This is a genomic window from Pseudoxanthomonas daejeonensis, assembly GCF_010093205.1.
GTDB lineage: Bacteria > Pseudomonadota > Gammaproteobacteria > Xanthomonadales > Xanthomonadaceae > Pseudoxanthomonas > Pseudoxanthomonas daejeonensis.
The window spans coordinates 310,645-328,257 of record NZ_PDWN01000001.1 but is presented as its reverse complement, the minus strand read 5'-3'; the positions used below and the strand labels follow the sequence as shown (position 1 = coordinate 328,257).

Here is a 17,613-nt window from a genome sequence, read left to right as displayed (position 1 = left end):
CGGTTCAGGCGAGGTCGCGGATGCGACGGTAGAGGGCTTCGATGTCGGGCTTCTGGTGGTATTCGTCCAGCAGCGGCTGGGCCGCCTTGTGGAATGCCGGCAGGTCGACGTCGTTGGTCTTGATCCCGTACTCGAGCACGGCCTTGCGGGCCACGCCTTCGGATTCGTCCCACTTGGCGCGCATCACCGGCACCGAATCGCGCGCCACGCGCACCAGCAGCTCGCGGTCGGACGGGGTCAGCGAGAGGAAGCTCTCGCGCGACATGATCAGCACGTCGGGGGCGTAGGAGTGGCGCGTCTCCGACCAGTACCGGGCCGCCTCGAAGTGGCGGCTGGAGTGGAAGCTGCGCATGTTGTTCTCGGCGCCGTCGATCATGTGCGTCTCCATCGCCGAGAACGTCTCGCCCAGCGACATCGGCGTCGGGTTGGCGCCCAGCAGGCGCACCAGCTTGATGAAGATGTCCGAGGCGGCCACGCGCATCTTCAGGCCGTGCAGGTCCTCGGGCTCCACGATCGGGTGCTTGGTGTTGTAGAAGCAGCGCGCGCCGGAGTCGTAGATCGCCAGGCCGACCAGGTCGCGGGTCTCGAAGCTGCGCAGCACCTCGTCGCCGACGTCGCCGTCGATCACCCGGCGCATGTGGTCGATCGAGTCGAACACGTACGGCAGGCACAGCGCCTGGGTCAGCGGGAACGCGTTGTTCAGCGCGCCGGAGAACACGCGGGTGATGTCGATGACGCCGTAGCGGGCCATGTCGATCGCCTCGGCCTCGCGGCCGAGCTGGCCGGAGTGGTAGAGGCGGATCTTCAGCCGGCCGCCGGTCTCGCGCTCGAGCGTCTGCCCGATCCAGCGCACGGCTTCCACCGTCGGGTAGTCGGTGACATGCACGTCGCTGGCGGTCAGGACGCGGTGGCCGGCGCCGTCGATCTTGTCCGAGCTGGCGAAGGCACGGTTGCCCATGGCCAGCGGCAGCGCACAGGCGGCGCTGGCGCCGCCCAGCAGCAGGCGGCGCCGGGTCAGGCCGGTGGTCATGCGGGGCTCTCCTCGCTGGCGGGCACGGCGTGGCAGTCGAGCGTGCCATGCCCCTGGAACACGACGCGGGCACGCTGCCCGGCGGCGATGTCGTGGATGCCGGTGGCGTTGCCGGTGGCGACGTACTCGCCGGCCTTGAGCGGGCGCCCGCGCCTGGCCGAACGCGACAGGGCGAAGGCGAAGGCGGCGCGCAGGCCGCCCGGCAGGCGCGTCGCGCCACCGGTGCCGACGCTGGCGTCCTCGATGAAGGTCTCGGCCAGCAGCGACGACTCGTCGCGCGCGGTCCAGTCCGGCACTTCCGCGCCCAGGATCAGGCCGTTGTTGTTGCCGAAATCGGATACGACCACGCGCGGGCCAAGCTGGTTGATCGTCGCCAGCGGGCTGCTGGCCACCTCGACGCCGATGTACAGGGTCGCCGGCAGGGCCGCGGCTTCGGCCGGGGTCCAGTCGAGCTTGCCGGCCGGGGCGTCAGCGTCCAGGCGCAGGACGTACTCGGCCTCGACCGCGCCGAAACCGCCGACGAACACCGGAATCGGCGTACTGCTACCGGTAGCATTCCAGAGCTGGCGGGCGAAGACCGGACCGAGCAGGCGCTCGTCCCCGGAGAGGTCGCGGCGCTCCTCGGCGATGTAGCCGACTTTCCAGCCGACCACCTGGTCGGGCCACTGGGCGATGGCCAGATCCTGGACCCGATATGCGGTGACCAGGTCGTCCGGGATGCTGCCGGGGAAGCCCTCCAGCGAGGCGCCCTTGCGCCGGGCGGCGACGAAACTGTCCGCGATGGCGGACAGCTCCGGCGAAGCCGGCATATCGTCCTGATGGCCTGTAAGCGTGCTCAAGGTGTCTCCCGGGAAATGTGCGTTTTGCGTGTTGCGCCGCGGATCGACAGCGGCCGTGGAAGCTGTATATGGTAAACCGGTGTCATGCCGCAATGTGCACTGCGTCAATGCGCCACTGCACGCTGCAATGCAACATCCCGACGGGGGTTCCATGTCCGCGCTTTACCGCCAATTCGAGCTCCTTCCCGCTGCCCGTCGCGGGGTATGCAGGCCGTTGTCCGGGGTTGTCGGGGTGGTGCTGCTTCTGGCTCTGTCGGCGGCGGCACCGGCCTTGTCGGCAGCTCCGGTCGAGGTGCCGCTGTGGCCTTCGACGCCGCCCGGCACCGAGGGACTGGCGCTGGACCAGCGCGTGGTCGAACGCAGCGCCGACCCGGCCCTGCCCGACCGCTATGCCGACGCGATCAGCGTGCCGTCCCTCACCGTCTACCGCCCGACCCGCCCGGATGGACGTGCCCTGCTGGTCATCCCCGGCGGCGGCTACCAGCGCGTGGTCCTGGACAAGGAGGGCAGCGCCCTGGTGCCGGCTTTCGCGGAAGACGCCGGGCTGACCCTGTTCGTGCTGCGTTACCGGCTGCCGGGCGAGGGTCATCGCGAAGCGCGCGACGTGCCGCTGGCTGACGCGCAGCGGGCGATGCGACTGATCCGCCGGCATGCGGGCGATTGGGGCATCGATGCCGACAGCCTCGGCGTGATGGGCTTCTCGGCCGGCGGCCACGTGGCTGCGAGCCTGGCCACGCGGCATGCCGAGCGCCTCCATGCGCCGGTCGACGCGGCCGATGCGCTGGAGGCGCGGCCGGCGTATGCGGTGCTGGTCTATCCGGTGATCGACATGGGCGCTCTTGCCCACCCCGGCTCACGACAGAAATTGCTGGGCGACGCGCCCGAGGCCAGGTCGGTAGCCGCCTATTCGCTGCAGCACCGCGTCGACGCGAAGACCCCGCCGGTCTTCCTCCTGCATGCGCAGGACGACGCGGTAGTGCCGGTGGAAAACACGCTGCTATTCGAAGCCGCCCTGCGCCGTGCCGGCATCGAACACGAAACCCACCTCTACGCACATGGCGGGCATGGCTTCGGCGTGCGCGAGGCACGTGGAACCCTGGCGCTCTGGCCGCAGCTGGCTATCGCATGGATCCGCGCCCACGCGCCGCTGCCGGCGGCGCCTCTCCAGGAGTGAGCATGACCGACCTTTCCCCCGACGAAGCCCTGCCCTTGGACCCGCGACGTCGCCGCCTGCTGCAGGTGGCAGGCGCCGGGCTCGCGCTGGTGGGCATGGCGCCGGTCGCGTTCGCCGCCGGCGAAGCCACGACCGTCGCCGCCACCCGCGCCGGACGCGTGCGCGGCGCGCGCGAGCAAGGCCTGCATGTGTTCAGGGGCATCCGCTACGGCGCGGACACCTCGACTACGCGCTTCCAGGCGCCGCGCGCGCCGCACGCATGGAACGGCGTCGCCACGGCGCTGGCCTTCGGCGGCTCTGCACCGCAGCGTGGCAACGACGGTCCGGGCAGCGAGGACTGCCTGTTCCTCAACGTGTGGACGCCCGCCCTGCGCGACGGCGGCAAGCGACCGGTGCTGTTCTACATCCACGGCGGCGGCTACGACACCGGTTCGGGCAGCAATCCGCTTTACGACGGCACGCGCCTGTGCCAACGCGGCGACGTAGTCGTGGTCACCGTGAACCACCGCCTCAACGCCTTCGGCTACCTCCACCTCGGCCAGGTCGCCGGGAGCGGACTCGGGGCGTCGGGAAATGCGGGCCAGCTCGACCTGGTGCTGGCGCTGCAATGGGTGCGCGACAACATCGCCGGCTTCGGTGGCGACCCGGCCAATGTCACCGTGTTCGGCCAGTCCGGCGGCGGCGCCAAGATCGCCACGCTGATGGCGATGCCGGCTGCGCGCGGGCTGTTCCATCGCGCCTGGACGATGAGCGGGCAGCAGGTCACCGCGGCCGGGCCGCGTGCGGCGACCCAACGCGCGCAGCTGTTCATCGCCACGCTGGGCCTTGATCCGGCCGCGCCCGACGCGATCGCACGGCTGCGCGCGCTGCCGGCGGCGCAGCTCCTGGAGGCGACCATGGTGCGCGACTTCTCGCGCGTGGAGGACACGCGCCTGTACTTCGGCCCGGTGATGGACGGTGAAGTGGTACCACGGCATCCGTTCTGGCCCGACGCGCCGGCGCAGTCGATGGCGATCCCGATGGTGATCGGCAACACCCGCGACGAGACCCGCGCCTTCCTGGGCAACGACGCGAAGAACTTCGCGCTGGCCTGGGACGAGCTGCCGGCGCGGCTGGAGCGGCAGCAGTTCGTCGATATCCGCAGCGACCTGGTGGTGGAGGAGTACCGCCGCCTCTATCCGCAGTACACGCCGTCGGAAGTGTTCTTCGCCGCGACCACCGCCGGCCGCTCCTGGCGTGGCGCGGTGGAAGAGCTCGAGGCGCGCGCACGCCAGCCGGCCGGGGCCGCACCGACCTGGGCGTACCAGCTGGACTGGGGTTCGCCGCTGGACGAAGGGAAGTTCCGCGCCTTCCACACGCTCGATATCCCGCTGGTTTTCGACAACGTGCGCCAGCCGGGTTCGCGTACCGGAGACGGCGCCGATGCGCAGGCACTGGCCGACCGCATGAGCGATGCCCTGCTGGCGTTGGCCCGGCATGGCGATCCCAACCACGCCGGCCTCGCGCGCTGGGAGCCGTACACGATGGCGCGGCGGCAGACGCTGCTGTTCGACGTGCCAGCGACGCTGGCGGACGACCCGCGGGGTGGCGAGCGCCGGTTCTGGCAGCAGGCACCGTTCGTGCAGCGCGGGACGATGTAGGCGCCAGCGCGACGCTGGGTTCGGCATGTGCGCGCAGTGCGTGTTGCCTCCTGTAGGAGCGGGCATGACCGCGACACGGGCGTGGGACTCGCGACGCCGCTTACGCCTCTGCCGACGGTGTCGGTGTCGCGGTCATGCCCGCCCCTACGGGGCTGAAATGCTGCCGCTGCAGTCGGCGCCTCGCCTGGCTTCATCCTGCAAGGACGACACCGGTACGCGGGTGAGCGCGATGTCTTCCTTGTTGATGGCGTAGGCCACGTAGAGGAAGCCGCTCCAGACCACGCTCTTGGGATAGTGGTATCCAGGTCGCTTGTAGCGACCCTCGTGGCGCAGTGCGGGCAGGTCGCGCCGTCCGCGCAGCAGGAAGGCGCGATCGAAGCATTCGCCGTCGTTCGACAGCGTCACCGCCAGCGGGATGCGCACGCGATCGATGTTGGGCGCGTTGACCAGGAACGCCGTGCCATCGGGCAGGTTGCCGGCGCTCTGCTTGGCCCGGGCGTCGGGCATCGCGGTCAGCGCGGGCGTCGTCCAGTGCTCGCCGCGATCGCAGCTTTCGCTGGCCAGTTGCCGGAAGCTGCTGGCCTGGTCGCGGAACACCATCACCGCGCACTCCGCGCCGTCGTCATCACGGCGCAGGAACAGGCTCGGTTCCAGCTCGCGGCTGACCCGGCCCTCGTGCGGCAGGTTGGCCATCGCGCCGCGCTGCCAGCCGCTGATGCCGAGCGGATCGTCGGTGAAGAACGGCGCGACGATCATCCCCGGCCGGGTATGGAACGCGGTGATGACGCGGCCACCGGCCAGGGCATGCGGATCCTGTTCGATGATGCCCTCGACCGGCGCACCGTCCGCGCCGAGCACGCGCTGTGGCGCCGACCAGGACGCGCCATCGCGGCTGAGCATGTACTCGGTCCAGCCGCCGTCACCCGACTGGAAGCCGGTTGGCCAGACGTTGAGATAGGCAACCAGCGTCTGGCCATCGCTCCACCAGCCACCGTTGGAATACATCGTGTCGCCGCTGCCGGCCGCCACCAGGACCTGCGGCGCGCTCCAGTGGATGCCGTCGTCGCTGTGGCTGGCGAGCACGCGCGTGTCGGGCGAATCCTCGTCGCGCGCCGAGTTCTGCCACTGCGCGTACAGCCGGCCCTTGAACCCGACCAGCACCGCGCCGTTGTTGAACAGTCCCTCCCCGGCGGCAGGCGCGAACACCGTGATGTCCTCGGTGCCCGGCGCGCGGCGCAGGCCCAGGTCCGGCGAAGCCGGCTCGAACAGCCCGGGTGCCAGCGAGTACGGCGCGGCCTCCACGGAGGTCGGGTACCCGGCTTGCGCGGCAGGGATCATCGCGGCCGCAGCCGCGATGGCGAACGCGATGGCGGGCAACATGCGAGTCACGTAGCTGTGGCCGCGCTCAGTAGTCGAGCGCGCGATACCTGAAGTCGCGGAAGTGCACCTTGCCTTCGCCGGCGGCATAGATCGCCGGCTTCAGCGCCAGGAACTGGCCGGCGACGTTGTGGTGGTAGCCGGACACTTCCATCTGCACCGGGTACTTCTCCCAGGTCTTGCCGTCGGTGCTGGTATGGAAGGTGATGATGTGCTGGTTGTTGGTCACCCGCAGCCACAGCTTGCCGCCCTTGCCCGCGGCCAGTCCGTTGCTCGGGCGTTCCTGGCCGTAGCGGTGCATGACGAACTTCTCGCCATTGCTGCCCACGCCCACGTACAGGCGGTCGCTGTAGAACAGCAGCGCGCCGCCGATCGCACCCGGTTCGATCTCCATCTCCACTTCGAACTGGTAGGCCTTGTCGCCGGCGATCACGGTCAGCGGCGAGCTGTCGCGCGGCGTCTTGCCCTTGCCCTGCACGCTCATCGTGCCGTTGCCGAACGACAGGCGCCGGTACTCGTCCTGCGCGGGATTGAAGAAGGACCATTGGTGTCCCAGTCGCTTGCCGTCGAACGTGTCCGACAGCGCCATGCCGTGCTGGCCCACCGACTCCCCGCCCGGCTTCTTCAGCGGCTGTCCGAGGTCACCGCCCCTAGCCACGAACCAGCCATCGTCGGTCCACTCGATCGGTTCAAGCAGCGCCTGCCGGCCCAGCGTCCAGTAGCCGTTCTCGTAGCCGTGGTACATCGTCCACCAGCGGCCGTCGGTACCTTCGATCACGGTGGCGTGTCCGCGCGACCACCACGGCTCGCTGCGGTCGACGGTGCGCACGATCGGGTTGTGCGGCGAGTTCTCCCACGGGCCATGGATCGACCTGGAGCGCGCGGTGATCACCATGTGCCCGGTCGGCGGGCCGGCGGTGCCGCCGACCGCGGTGGTCATGTAGTACCAGTCCCCGCGCTTGTTGATCTTCGGGCCTTCCTGCGCGTAGCCCTCCACGTCCCAGCTTTCGGGATACTTCCAGCCGTCATACACGTGCTTCGGTTCCCCGACCACGCTCAGGCCGTCGTCGGCCAGCTGCACGTAGTCGCCCCCGGACAGGAACAGGTAGCGCTTGCCGTCTTCGCCGACCGCGTGGCCCGGGTCGATGTACTTGCCCAGGCCGATGTTGACCGGCTCGCTCCAGGGACCGCGGATGTCGTCGGCCCAGACCACGTAGTTGCTCCGGGTGACGCCCTCGGTGCCGCCGGTGCGGGCGGGGAAGTAGATGTAGTAGCGGTCCCCATGCCTGATGATGTCCGGCGCCCAGATCGATCCGACGTTCTTCGTGATCGCGTGGCCGAGCGGCTGCCAGTTCACCAGGTCGCGTGAGTGCCAGATCGGCAGGCCGGGATAAGCGTCGAACGAGGACGAGGTCAGGTAATAGTCGTCGCCGTCCTTGAGCACCGACGGGTCGGGCCGGTCGCCGGCGAACACCGGGTTGAGGAAGGTGCCGTCGCCGAGGTCGGCCTGGCGCTGGTGCTCGATGCCACGCTTCCACGGGCTGGCGGCATCGACCGCGCCGGCGATGGGCGCCAGTGCGAGGGTCGCGAGCAGCGGCAGTGTGAGGAACAGTAGGGAATGAAATGGACGGAGGGCCATGTCTGGTCCTTGGGCGGGCGCGGGGGAGGCGGTGCGAAGTCGCGAAAACCACGGATGACACCGATGGTCAGTCGACCGTAGCAGACCGCATGCGCTACCGGCATCCTGCGCCGCAACACGGTGCGCGGCGCGGGCGCGGCTAAAGTCGGATTGTCCGCGGGTGGTTCGCCATGGCCGGATGACACCGATAGTCCACTCCGGTCCCGGTCCGCCGGACCTCTTCCGAAACCAGACCAGACGCCATGCCCGACCCTTCGACCGCCGCTCGCCGCCGCCTTTCCCGCTTGCCCTTATTGCTGCTGCTGTTGGGCTGTGCCGCCGCCAGCCAGGCCACGGTCGATCCGTCGGTGGCCGAACGGCCGCCAGTCACGCCCATCCGCGCCAGCAAGATCATCCTGGTCGGCGATTCGACCACCGCGGTGCAGGGCGGCTGGGGCCCGTCGTTCTGCGCCGACCACGTGGCCTCGTTCCTGGCCTGCGTGAACCTGGCCCGCGGCGGGCGCAGCACCTACAACTACCGCGCCGAAGGATCCTGGGACATCGCCTTGCACGAGATGCGCGGCGATGCTTACGCCGGTGGCGTGTATGTGCTGATCCAGTTCGGCCACAACGACCAGCCGGGCAAGCCCGGCCGTTCGACCGACCTGGCGACCGAGTTCCCGGAGAACCTGCGCCGCTACGTTCGCGAAGTACGCGCTGCGGGTGCCGTGCCGGTGCTGCTGACCCCGCTGACCCGGCGCCAGTTCAAGGACGGCGTGCTCATCGACGATCTCGCCCCGTGGGCCGACGCCACGCGCAAGGTCGCCGCCGAACTCGATGTGCCGCTGGTGGACCTCCACGCGCGCAGCGTCGCCGCGGTGCAGGGCATGGGTCCGGTCCAGGCGATGCGCTTCGCCCAGGCGCGGCCGCTCCCCGCGCAGGTCACCGCCGCACAGGCCGGCACCACCATCGGCGCACCGCCCCCGATGACGGTCGATGCGGTGGCGAAGCCGACGCCGACGCGCGCAGTGGCGCAGGACAATGCCGCGGTCGAGCCGATGGGTACGCCCAAGGCCGCGTTCGATTACACCCATCTGGGTCGCGAGGGCGCGGACTTCTTCGCCGCCACCGTCGCCGACGAACTCGCGCGGCAGGTGCCGGCGCTGCGACGCAACCTGATTCCATGAAGGACGACCCGGCTTCCCTCGCGCGACCGTTAGACTGCGGAAACAACCGGACAGGATGCCGCGCATGAAGATCACGCCCACGCCCGTCACCGCCGCGCTGGCGGGTGTATTCGCGGGCGTGGTGATGCCGCTGCTCTGGCCACGCCTGGGTGATGACACCTTGAACTGGATCTTCGCCTTCCTGCTGGTGATCGCGCTGCCCGCGCATGCGCTGGTCGTGGGCTTCAACACGCCGCGCGAGTCGGCCGCCCGCGACGGGCTGGATACGGCGTTGCTCAAGCGCGTGGCCGCGTGGCTGGTCGCGGCGCTGGCGACGGTCGCCTTGACCAAGGCGCTGCCCTTGTAGAACCGGGCTTGCCCGGCGCCGTGAAGGTGGACCTGGGCTCCGCGGCACGTAGTTCCAAAAAAGGAGGAAGGCCGGACAAGCCCGGCCTTCTTCGTTTGCCTGCGCTCACGCCGAACTCAGTGCACCGAGCGCCGGTTGTTCAAGTGCGTGACTTCCTCGGCCTGGCCTTCCAGAGCCACGCGAACGAACAGGCCCTCGGCCTTGCGGCCACCAAGCGGCAGCGACACCGTCGTGGTCTTGGGCAGCAGGTCGGTCGGCGCGGCCAGCGCCGGCACGGCCACGCGCGCCAGCTCGCGGCCGCGCGCGTCTTCCAGCACCGCAAAACCTGCGCCGGTCGCCACGTGGCCCAGGCTGTGCACGGTCACCTCGACCGCATCGCCGGCCACGCGTACATCGCCACGGCCGATGCCCAGGTCCGGACGCGTCTCCACGGCCGTGCCCTTCTCCACCAGTTCGAACTCCATCACCACGGTCTGCATCGGCGGGAATAGCACGTCGACCGAATTGCTCTTCTCCAGGGTGAATTCGCGCGTGGCGGCCTTGCCGTCGATGCGGTCGTCGCCATCGCGATCCACGCCCGACGTCATGCGCCAGGTTCCCGGTTCGACGTTCCAGCCGGTCAGCGTCGCCGGATGCGCCTTGCCGTCGAGGTTGAAGCCGATCACCTTGAAGCGGTCGCGGCGTGCGTCGGGCATCAGGATCGCGACCTGCTCGGCGCCGCCTTCGCGGGCGAAACGCCAGCTCACCGTATGCCCCGGATACGACTGGTTGCGTTCCAGCGCCACGCCGCCAAGGCGTTCGCGCTGCAGAAGCTCGCTGGCCGATTCCACGCGATCGGACCACCAGTGGCCCTCGGTGACCATGTACTCGCGCAGCGCCTTGAGCTCGATCGATTCGGCGTGCATCGCCTCCAGGTACTTCTTGTCGCCGGTTTCCTGCCAGGCGGCCAGGCTGGCGAAACCGGTATCGCCCTTGTCCGCGGCGGCGACCAGTGCCTTGCCCCAATCGTCCTGGCGGCCGAGCACGCCGATGTAGTTCTCGCCCAGGTTGGACAGGCTGCCCGGCCCGCTGCGGCCGGCGCGGTAGTCGAGCGCCTTGAGATATCGCTCGTCGCCGGTCCAGCGCCAGGCGGTCCAGAACAGGTGCATGGTGTCGCCACCGCCCGAACCCCTGATCAGTTCGCCGCCGCGCGTCTTGCCGGTGGCCCAGTTGATCTCGTTCGGCAACACCCAGGTGCCGTCTTCGGCGGTGTAGGCGTGGGCCAGGTATCCGTCGGCCAGGCCGGTGACCAGCTTGCGACCGGTCGGATCGGCATTCCAGTCGCCGACCAGGAACGCCGGATGCAGCGCCGGGAACGAATAGGGCTTCTGCCACTGCCAGTTCGGGTCGCGGTAGACCTTGTTGCCGCCGAACCAGTTGCTCGACCACAACAGGTGGCCCTGCGGATTGGGCAGGATGATCTTCTCGTCGTAGGCCTTGACCGTTTCCATCAGCCGCTCGACGGTCAGCGGATCGCCCCAGTTGAGGTAGAGCATCGCGCTGTTGGCGTTGATGCCTTCCTCGTAGGCATGCAGTTCGTCGGTTTCGATCGTGCTCAGGCCGTGGGCGAACATGCCGTTGCGGTAGATCGCATCGGATACGGCGGTCAGCGACGCATTGAGCCTGTCGGGCTTGATGCCCATCAGCGCCGCGCCCGGCCACTGCTGCACCAGGTCGGAGTCGTCGGACAGGCCGCCGCCGAAATCGCCGTACTCGACCTGGCGGTTGTCGATCCACCAGTCGATGAAGCGGCGCACGTACTGCATGTCCTGCGTCTGCAGGAACGCCCATTGCGGCACGCCCTTCGGCGCCTGCGGCAGCGTGAACGCCGGTCGGCCCTGGCTGTTGTAGCTGATGTAGTTCCAGTACTGGCGGCCCTGCTCGTGGTCGGGATCGACGCGCAGCAGGTCGGAGAGGTCGGCATGGACGCGCGCGTACAGGCGCTGGCGCTTGGAGGTGGTGTGCTCCTCGACCAGGAAGCCCCAGTTGTCGCGCACCTGGTTGAAGCGGTCGGCAACGTGCTCCTTCTTCGCTTCCGCCCGGTCCTTGAACACCAGGCGGATCTCGGCGCCATCGAGTGACGCCGCGTTGAAGCCGGGCGTGGCCGAAGCGACGCTGATCCACAGGCTGTCGGCGGTGAGGATGCGATCGCGCAGGTCCAGCCACAGCGTGCGCTTCTGGCCGGGCTTGACCGACACCGACACGTCGATCATGTCGCGCGCGGGCCAGATCGGATCCTTGATGCGGATGTTGAGCGGGATGAGCCCGTCCTGCGTCGCCGGCAGATCCAGCGCGGGGATGTCGATCGCCACGCCATCCAGGCCGTCATACATGTTCTCCCAGCTGTGCGCCCAGCTGCGGATCAGCGGTTGCGCGGCGGGCGCGTCGCCGACGCTGGACGGGATGAGCACGTGCACGATTGGTTCTGGCGAAGCCGGCAGGGTGCCGTCACTCCGCTTGCGCGAACCGGCGCCCTTGGGCAGCGCCATCACCGTGCTGCGTGCGCCCGGGAGGAAGCGGCCGTCGATGTACTGCTGCAAGGCCTGCACGTTGCCGTAGTCGGGAAGCACCTTGCTGTCGACGAGATACGTCTGCTTGACCGTGCCTTGCGGCTCGGCCGCATCGGTCACGTTGTAGGCCCAGATCTCCTGGATCGGGGTTTCCTGCGTGGTGTTGGTGAAGCGGACATGGCCGCCCTTGCGTGGCGCGAACTGGTCGACGCTGCGCACGATGCCCTGCGGACGCTCGAACAGCGCAGCCTGGTGCGCGACATCGGTGCCGTGGCTGGCCTTGCCATACGCGGCCCCGCGGATCTCGATGCGGTTGAACGGCTCGTCGGGCATCGCCAGGTCCAGCGCCTGGCCGCCTTCGACGTAGGTGTTCCAGTCCGGCAGCTGGAAGTAGTCATCGCGTCCCGCCAGTCGCGAGCGGTTGTACACGCCAGGCCAGGTGGTCTCGGGAATGCCGTCGGTGCCCTTCCACATCCACTGCTTCTTGTCCTTGACGTCGGCGAAGCCGAGCGTGCGGATCGAGGTCGTCGCCGACGCCAGCGCCGGCGGCGCGCCGTGGTCCCAGCCATGGCGGTGCTGCCAGGCAGCCCGCAGCGCGGTGTCGCCAATCGCCACCGATGTCGCCGCTACCGCGCGGGCCAAATCGCCGCGCCGGGCCAGCGTCGCCATCGCCGGCGCGTCGAGCATGCGGTCGTAGACGCGGATCTCGTCGAAGTCGCTGCCGCGCAGGAAGTTGTAGCGGCTTTGCACCTGGTACGGCGCCATCACCCGTCCGGCGAGGCCGAGCTGGTCGAGCGCGGCATCGTAGTCGGCGGTGGTGTCGACCTTGGCCACTTCCTTGCCGTCGATGTACAGGCGCACGCCCTGGGTTTCGTCCCAGGCGAATGCCAGGTGCATCCAGTCCTCCGGGCCGGGCGCCTTGTCGAGCTTGAACGACACCCGCGTGCGCGCCAGGTTGGCGTCGGTGACGAAGGCATCGAACCCGTGGCCGTTCCAGTCGATGCGCAGCCAGGCCATGTCCCAGCTGCTGTGGTCGGCATAGCCGACGCGGAAGATCACGAACGGCGCCTCGCCCACTGCGTAGCGCGGGCGCCAGAAGAACGACAGCGTGCCGCGCTCGGCGAAAATGTTCCCCGGCGCATTCCAGGCGAGTACGCCGTCGTCGGCCCATTCGATCGCGCCACCCTGCACGCCGGTCGGAACAATCTTCACCCGGTCCTGGAAGTTCGGTACCGCTTCGCCTCCAGCGTGGTCGGCCACGAAGCCCTCGTCGGCCGAGACGCGGAACAGCAGCTGTGGCGTGCGGTCGACGTCGTTGCCGGCATGGGCGGGCGCGGCGGCCAGGGTGGCGGCAACGAGGACGGCGAGCAGGGCGGGACGCATCGGGTCAGTCATCGGATCGGTGTTCCACTTGCATGAGCGTGAGTATGGGTGGCCTCAGGGCGCCGCGTCGCCGGCCGCATGGACCTTGCGCCAGCGCGGGAGTTCCTGTGCCAGCAGCTTCTCCGGCCAGGTGCCGTACCAGCCGTAGCCGGTCCGGCGTTCGTTGGGCAGGTCGGCGAACCGCACCGGCCGGCTGTCGCGATCCACGAACAACGGCTGTTGCCGTTCCAGGTCGTAGAAGCGCGCCCACAGCGAGGCGCCCGGTTCGGCGACCACCCGCACGTCCTTGCCGGTCTCCTCGGCGGGGGCGTCGAAACGGTGCAGCGCGAGGTCGGGCAGGCGGTGTTGTTCCAGCCAGCGTGCGGCCGACTCGATCGCCGCAACGGTGCGTGCGTCCGGTCGGGGCTGGCGCATCAGCAGGCGCACCACCGCCACCGACTCGGCCACCGCCAGCGATGGCAGCTCGTAGGCGCGGGCCTTGGCCGGCTGCAGGGTGGTCTCGTCGTACTGCGCGGCCCAGATCGTCGGCTGCCCATCGATCCGCACCTGCAGGGCGAGCAGGCTGTCCAGGCCGCGCTGCACGGCCGCAGCGGCGCGGGGGCCGTACTCGGGAGCCAGCAGCGCCATGTCGCCGCGGCGATCGGCGATGTCCTGCAGCAGGCCGATCGCATGGACCATCGCATCGTCGTTGAGCGTTATCTGGTGCCGGTACGAGGAGTGGTCCGGGTAGAACTGCGGCCAGCCGCCGTTGGCGTACTGCGCGCGCAGCAGGTACTCGACGCCGCGGCGCGCACCGTCCAGGTAGGCCGGGTTTCCGGTCCGCGCATGCGCCTGCACCAGGTAGGCGATCTCGCGGGTCGTGGCCTCGTTGTCCAGGGTCGCATCGTCGTGGCGGCCTGGCGCGTGCAGCGCGGCCCGTTCGGCCGCGTCGTAGGTCCGCGCGTAGTCGACTTTCTTCTCGCGGTAGTGCTTGGACCAGCCGCCGGAAGGCGTCTGCAGCAACAGCATGTTTTCGGCGACCGGATCGCCCGCGTGCGTGGGCGCCGCCGCGCTCGCGCAGGCGGCCGGCAACGCGGCCAGCAGCACCAGCAGCAGTCGCGGGTAGATCGAAGGCGTCATCGGCAGGGTCTCCACGGGCCGGGAACCGCCGCGTGGCGGCGGGCCCCGGTGCGCATCTTCCAGCACGGGCCACCCGCGGTCCGCCGGCGCCGGAGCGCCGGCGGACGCGAGTGGAGATCCCGTTCGCGCCCGGGGGAGGCCGTTCGCGAGCGGGCCATCAGGTCAGAACTTGTAGCGCGCGCCGAGGAAGTACTGGCGGCCGTTGACGGTGTAGCGGTCGGGCATCTTCAGGGTCGAGTCGACGTAGCGCGAATCGGCGGTGTCGGTCAGGTTGATCGCTTCGAAGGTCAGGGTCAGGTTGTCGCCGAACCGGTAGGCCATGTTGAAGTCGACGTTCTGCACCGAGTCCTTGCCGGTCACGTCCGGCGTGATCAGCTGGTTGCCGTCCAGGTCCCAGACGTTCTCGCGGGTCAGGATCTCGCTGATGTAGCCGTCCCGGTAGCTGGTGGACAGGCGGGCGCTGAAGCGGCCGTCGTCGTAGTACAGCGTCGCGTTGTACGAGTTGGGCGACAGGTTGATCAGGTCGTTGTTGGTGTACTGGGTGACGACGGTGGTGTTGCTGTTGGCCGCCGTGCTGAACAGATAGGTGATCTCGGACTCGACATGCGTGTAGTTCAGCTGCAGGCCGAAGTTGCGCCATGCGCCGGGCAGGAAGGTGAACGGCTGCTGGTAGGTCAGCTCGTAGCCTTTCAACGGGCCACCCGGGGTGTTGAAGTAGCTCTGCACGTTGAACACGGTGTCCGGGCCGAAGCCGGCCGGCAGCAGGTCCAGCGGGTAGCCCATGTCTTCCCAGGTACTCAGCAGGCGGGTGCGCTGGATGTAGCTCTCGATGTCCTTGTAGAAGATCGCGCCGGACAGCAGCGCGCCTTCGGCGAAGTACCACTCGGCGATCAGGTCGTAGTTGGTCGAGCGGAACGGTTCCAGCTGCGGGTTGCCGAGGTTGATCGAGTAGGTGCGGCCATCGTCGAAGTACTGGGTCGGGCCGCCGCTGACGCCCGGCGAGAGGTACAGCAGCGCCGGACGGGCCATGGTCTTGGCCGCGCCGAAGCGCAGCACGAGTTCGTCGGTCAGGTCCCAGGCCACGTTCAGGGCCGGCAGCACGTCCTGGTAGTCGTGGGTGACCTCGGTGGAGACCAGGTAGCGGTCGCCGGCCGCGGCCGTGGCGCTGGCCACGCCGAAGAAGGCCTCGCAGTTCTCGGAATTCTGCGCCGGGTTGGTCGCCGCGCACGGGGCCCAGCCGGAAGCGGTGATCTGGGTGTTGACCACGCGCACGCCGACGTTGCCGCGGAACGCGCGCTCGAGCAGCTCGGTGTTGAAGTCCAGCTGCAGGTAGCTGCCCAGGCTGCGTTCGTTGACCTCGAAGTTGTTGTTGGAGGCGCCGAAGTGGCCGACGCTGGCCAGGCGGTAATCACCGCCCAGCGCGCCGCTGTTGCAGTTGCAGTAGATGTCCAGCAGCTCGGCGACCTTGTTGAAGTCCGGCACCAGCCAGCTGGCGGGGGCGCCCGACAGGTTGTTGCCGAAGCCATCCAGGGTGGTGCTCAGGTCACCCACGCCCACGCCGGCCGGCAGCGCCTGCGCCAGGCGGCCGTAGCTGATGTGCCGGTACTCCTCCGAGCTCATGTCGTAGCTCTTGTACGCCAGGCCGCCACGCAGGGTGAAGGTCTGATTGAGGGTGAACTCGAGGTCGACCTTGGCCGTGTCGAACGTGTTCTCGACATACTGCGGGTTGAGTCGGACCTCGCTGATGTTGGTGCCGCGCGCGGTGCCGTTGCTGTTCACCGGCACGGCGCCATAGCCAAGCCACGACCACGCCGAAGGATCGTTGAGCGCGAACGGGAAGGTCATGCGCGGCATGTCCGGGTCGCCGCGCAGGTCCAGGACGAAACCGTCCATGTTCTGGTTGTCGAAGCTGACCAGCGAGAACACCGGGCGCTCGTAATCGGAGCTGGAGTGGCCGATCTGCGCGTCCAGGCGGACGGAGTCGTTGATGTGCTGCTCCAGGGTCAGGCTGTACTGCTGGAACTCGGTGCTTTCCTCGATCGCGGTCGACTCGGTGCGGAAGTCGACGTTGTCGAACACGCCGTAGGTCAGCCGGTTCATGCTGTCGACCTCGGCCTCGCGCACCACGATCTGGGTCTTGCCGCCGAGGTTGGCGGCGCGGTGCAGGTTGGCGCCCAGCGAGTCCTCGCGCTGGTCCTTGGACAGGCTCGAATACATTGCGTCGAAGCTGAGCACGGTGTCGTCGGACGGCTTCCACTGCAGCGCGCCGGTCACGCCGATGCGCTCGATCTCGTGCGCGGTGCGGATGTAGCGCGGGTAGCGCGGCAGCCAGGCGTTGGTCGCGGTCTCGTAGGCGGCGATGTTCCCCGGCGTGTTGGCCGGGCGCGGCAGGCCGGTGCCGCAGGTGGTCGAGGTGATGCCGAAGCTGCCCCAGCCGTTGTTGCGGTCCTGGTTGGCCTGCGAGCCGCTGCCGGCCGGGGTCTCGTTGGCCAGCGGGTTGCGCGGGGTCTGCGGGTTGTAGCCGACCGGCGAGCAGAAGCCGTAGGTGCCGTTGTTGGCGGCGGTGGACTGGTTGGAGTTGCGGTGGTTGCCGTGCTCCCAGCGCACCGGGTTGTAGCCTTCCTCGTACACGTTGCGCTTGCTGTAGGACGCCGACAGCAACGCACCGAAGGTGCCGTCCGCCCACGTGTTGGACACCAGGCCCGAGACGCGCGGGTCGAACTTCTCGGTCAGCTCGCCGTAGCCGACCTGGGCGCTGGCCGACGCACGGAAGCCGTCGTAGTCGAACGGGCGCGAGGCGCGCAGGTCCACGGTCGAACCCAGCGAGCCTTCGTCCATCTGCGCCGACTGGGTCTTGTTGACCTTGACCTGGCTGAAGAGCTCGGAGGCGAAGGTATTGAAGTCGAAGCCGCGGCTGCGGTTGACGCCACCGGTGCCGGTGCCGGCGGTGGCCAGCGCCTCCAGGCCGTTCAGGCGCACGCGGGTGAAGTCCGAACCGAGGCCGCGGATCGAGATGCGCTGGCCTTCGCCGCCTTCGCGGTCGATCGACACGCCGGCGATGCGCTGCAGCGACTCGGCCAGGTTCTGGTCGGGGAACTTGCCGATGTCCTCGGCGAAGATCGCATCCACCTGCTCGGTGCTGAAGCGCTTCTCGTCGAGCGACTTCTGCAGGCTCTGCCGGTAGCCGGTGACGGTCACCTTGTCCAGGTCGGCGATGTTCCCGCCGGGCGTGGGCGCTTCCACTTCCTGGGCTACGACCGGTGCGGAAAGCACCATGGCGATCGTGGCGGCAAGCAAGGTAACCGGTGTCTTCCGAAGACTGGCGTGATGCTGCATCGGGTTTTCCCTCCC

General features: G+C 69.0%; 11 protein-coding genes. 4 read left to right on the top strand and 7 right to left on the bottom strand.

Annotation, left to right across the window (positions count from 1 at the left end; genetic code table 11):
* Positions 1-4 precede the first annotated feature (4 nt).
* Entirely contained in the window at positions 5-1,030 is a 1,026-nt protein-coding gene (locus tag CSC65_RS01420; RefSeq protein WP_162408175.1) for a TRAP transporter substrate-binding protein, read from the bottom strand.
* Entirely contained in the window at positions 1,027-1,839 is an 813-nt protein-coding gene (locus CSC65_RS01415) for a 2-keto-4-pentenoate hydratase (RefSeq protein ID WP_162408174.1), read from the bottom strand. Before CSC65_RS01415 ends, CSC65_RS01420 begins: the two co-directional genes overlap by 4 nt.
* Before the next feature lie 181 nt (positions 1,840-2,020).
* On the opposite strand from CSC65_RS01415, the gene CSC65_RS01410 reads away from it, so the two are divergent.
* On the top strand, positions 2,021-3,043 hold the full coding sequence (locus CSC65_RS01410; protein WP_162408173.1) for an alpha/beta hydrolase: 1,023 nt from the start codon (positions 2,021-2,023) through the stop codon (positions 3,041-3,043).
* Between the two features lie 2 nt (positions 3,044-3,045).
* Complete coding sequence (locus CSC65_RS01405) at positions 3,046-4,683, top strand: carboxylesterase/lipase family protein (RefSeq protein ID WP_162408172.1); 1,638 nt, start codon at positions 3,046-3,048, stop codon at positions 4,681-4,683.
* Between the two features lie 144 nt (positions 4,684-4,827).
* On the opposite strand, the gene CSC65_RS01400 is transcribed toward CSC65_RS01405, so the two are convergent.
* Both CSC65_RS01400 and CSC65_RS01395 read right to left on the bottom strand, forming a co-directional pair.
* Positions 4,828-6,063: a sialidase family protein gene (locus tag CSC65_RS01400; protein WP_202922806.1), complete on the bottom strand. Its 1,236-nt coding sequence runs from the start codon at positions 6,061-6,063 to the stop codon at positions 4,828-4,830.
* Positions 6,064-6,088: 25 nt separating this feature from the next.
* Positions 6,089-7,699: a family 43 glycosylhydrolase gene (locus CSC65_RS01395; protein WP_162408171.1), complete on the bottom strand. Its 1,611-nt coding sequence runs from the start codon at positions 7,697-7,699 to the stop codon at positions 6,089-6,091.
* Positions 7,700-7,992: 293 nt separating this feature from the next.
* Here CSC65_RS01395 and CSC65_RS01390 point away from each other — a divergent pair, with 293 nt between their 5' ends.
* Both CSC65_RS01390 and CSC65_RS01385 read left to right on the top strand, forming a co-directional pair.
* Positions 7,993-8,865, top strand: coding sequence for a rhamnogalacturonan acetylesterase (locus CSC65_RS01390; RefSeq protein ID WP_425501285.1), 873 nt, complete (start codon positions 7,993-7,995; stop codon positions 8,863-8,865).
* A 64-nt stretch (positions 8,866-8,929) separates the two neighbouring features.
* Positions 8,930-9,211: a hypothetical protein gene (locus CSC65_RS01385; protein WP_162408169.1), complete on the top strand. Its 282-nt coding sequence runs from the start codon at positions 8,930-8,932 to the stop codon at positions 9,209-9,211.
* Between the two features lie 116 nt (positions 9,212-9,327).
* Here the strand turns inward: CSC65_RS01385 and CSC65_RS01380 are convergent, their stop codons facing one another.
* From CSC65_RS01380 to CSC65_RS01370, 3 genes are all read right to left on the bottom strand, one after another.
* Positions 9,328-13,155 (bottom strand): LamG-like jellyroll fold domain-containing protein, encoded by a 3,828-nt coding sequence (locus CSC65_RS01380; protein ID WP_162408168.1) that lies wholly within the window; start codon positions 13,153-13,155, stop codon positions 9,328-9,330.
* Positions 13,156-13,197: 42 nt separating this feature from the next.
* A complete protein-coding gene (pelA, locus tag CSC65_RS01375) occupies positions 13,198-14,262 on the bottom strand; it encodes a pectate lyase (RefSeq protein ID WP_162408167.1) in 1,065 nt (354 codons plus the stop codon).
* A gap of 162 nt (positions 14,263-14,424) precedes the next feature.
* Positions 14,425-17,598: a TonB-dependent receptor gene (locus CSC65_RS01370; RefSeq protein ID WP_162408166.1), complete on the bottom strand. Its 3,174-nt coding sequence runs from the start codon at positions 17,596-17,598 to the stop codon at positions 14,425-14,427.
* Between the last annotated feature and the right edge of the window lie 15 nt (positions 17,599-17,613).

Coding starts and splice junctions, on each gene's coding strand:
- CSC65_RS01420 (WP_162408175.1), bottom strand. CDS start 1,030: ATGACCACCGGCCTGACCCGGCGCCGCCTGCTGCTGGGCGGCGCCAGC.
- CSC65_RS01415 (WP_162408174.1), bottom strand. CDS start 1,839: ATGCCGGCTTCGCCGGAGCTGTCCGCCATCGCGGACAGTTTCGTCGCC.
- CSC65_RS01410 (WP_162408173.1), top strand. CDS start 2,021: ATGTCCGCGCTTTACCGCCAATTCGAGCTCCTTCCCGCTGCCCGTCGC.
- CSC65_RS01405 (WP_162408172.1), top strand. CDS start 3,046: ATGACCGACCTTTCCCCCGACGAAGCCCTGCCCTTGGACCCGCGACGT.
- CSC65_RS01400 (WP_202922806.1), bottom strand. CDS start 6,063: ATGTTGCCCGCCATCGCGTTCGCCATCGCGGCTGCGGCCGCGATGATC.
- CSC65_RS01395 (WP_162408171.1), bottom strand. CDS start 7,699: ATGGCCCTCCGTCCATTTCATTCCCTACTGTTCCTCACACTGCCGCTG.
- CSC65_RS01385 (WP_162408169.1), top strand. CDS start 8,930: ATGAAGATCACGCCCACGCCCGTCACCGCCGCGCTGGCGGGTGTATTC.
- CSC65_RS01380 (WP_162408168.1), bottom strand. CDS start 13,155: ATGACTGACCCGATGCGTCCCGCCCTGCTCGCCGTCCTCGTTGCCGCC.
- pelA (WP_162408167.1), bottom strand. CDS start 14,262: ATGACGCCTTCGATCTACCCGCGACTGCTGCTGGTGCTGCTGGCCGCG.
- CSC65_RS01370 (WP_162408166.1), bottom strand. CDS start 17,598: ATGCAGCATCACGCCAGTCTTCGGAAGACACCGGTTACCTTGCTTGCC.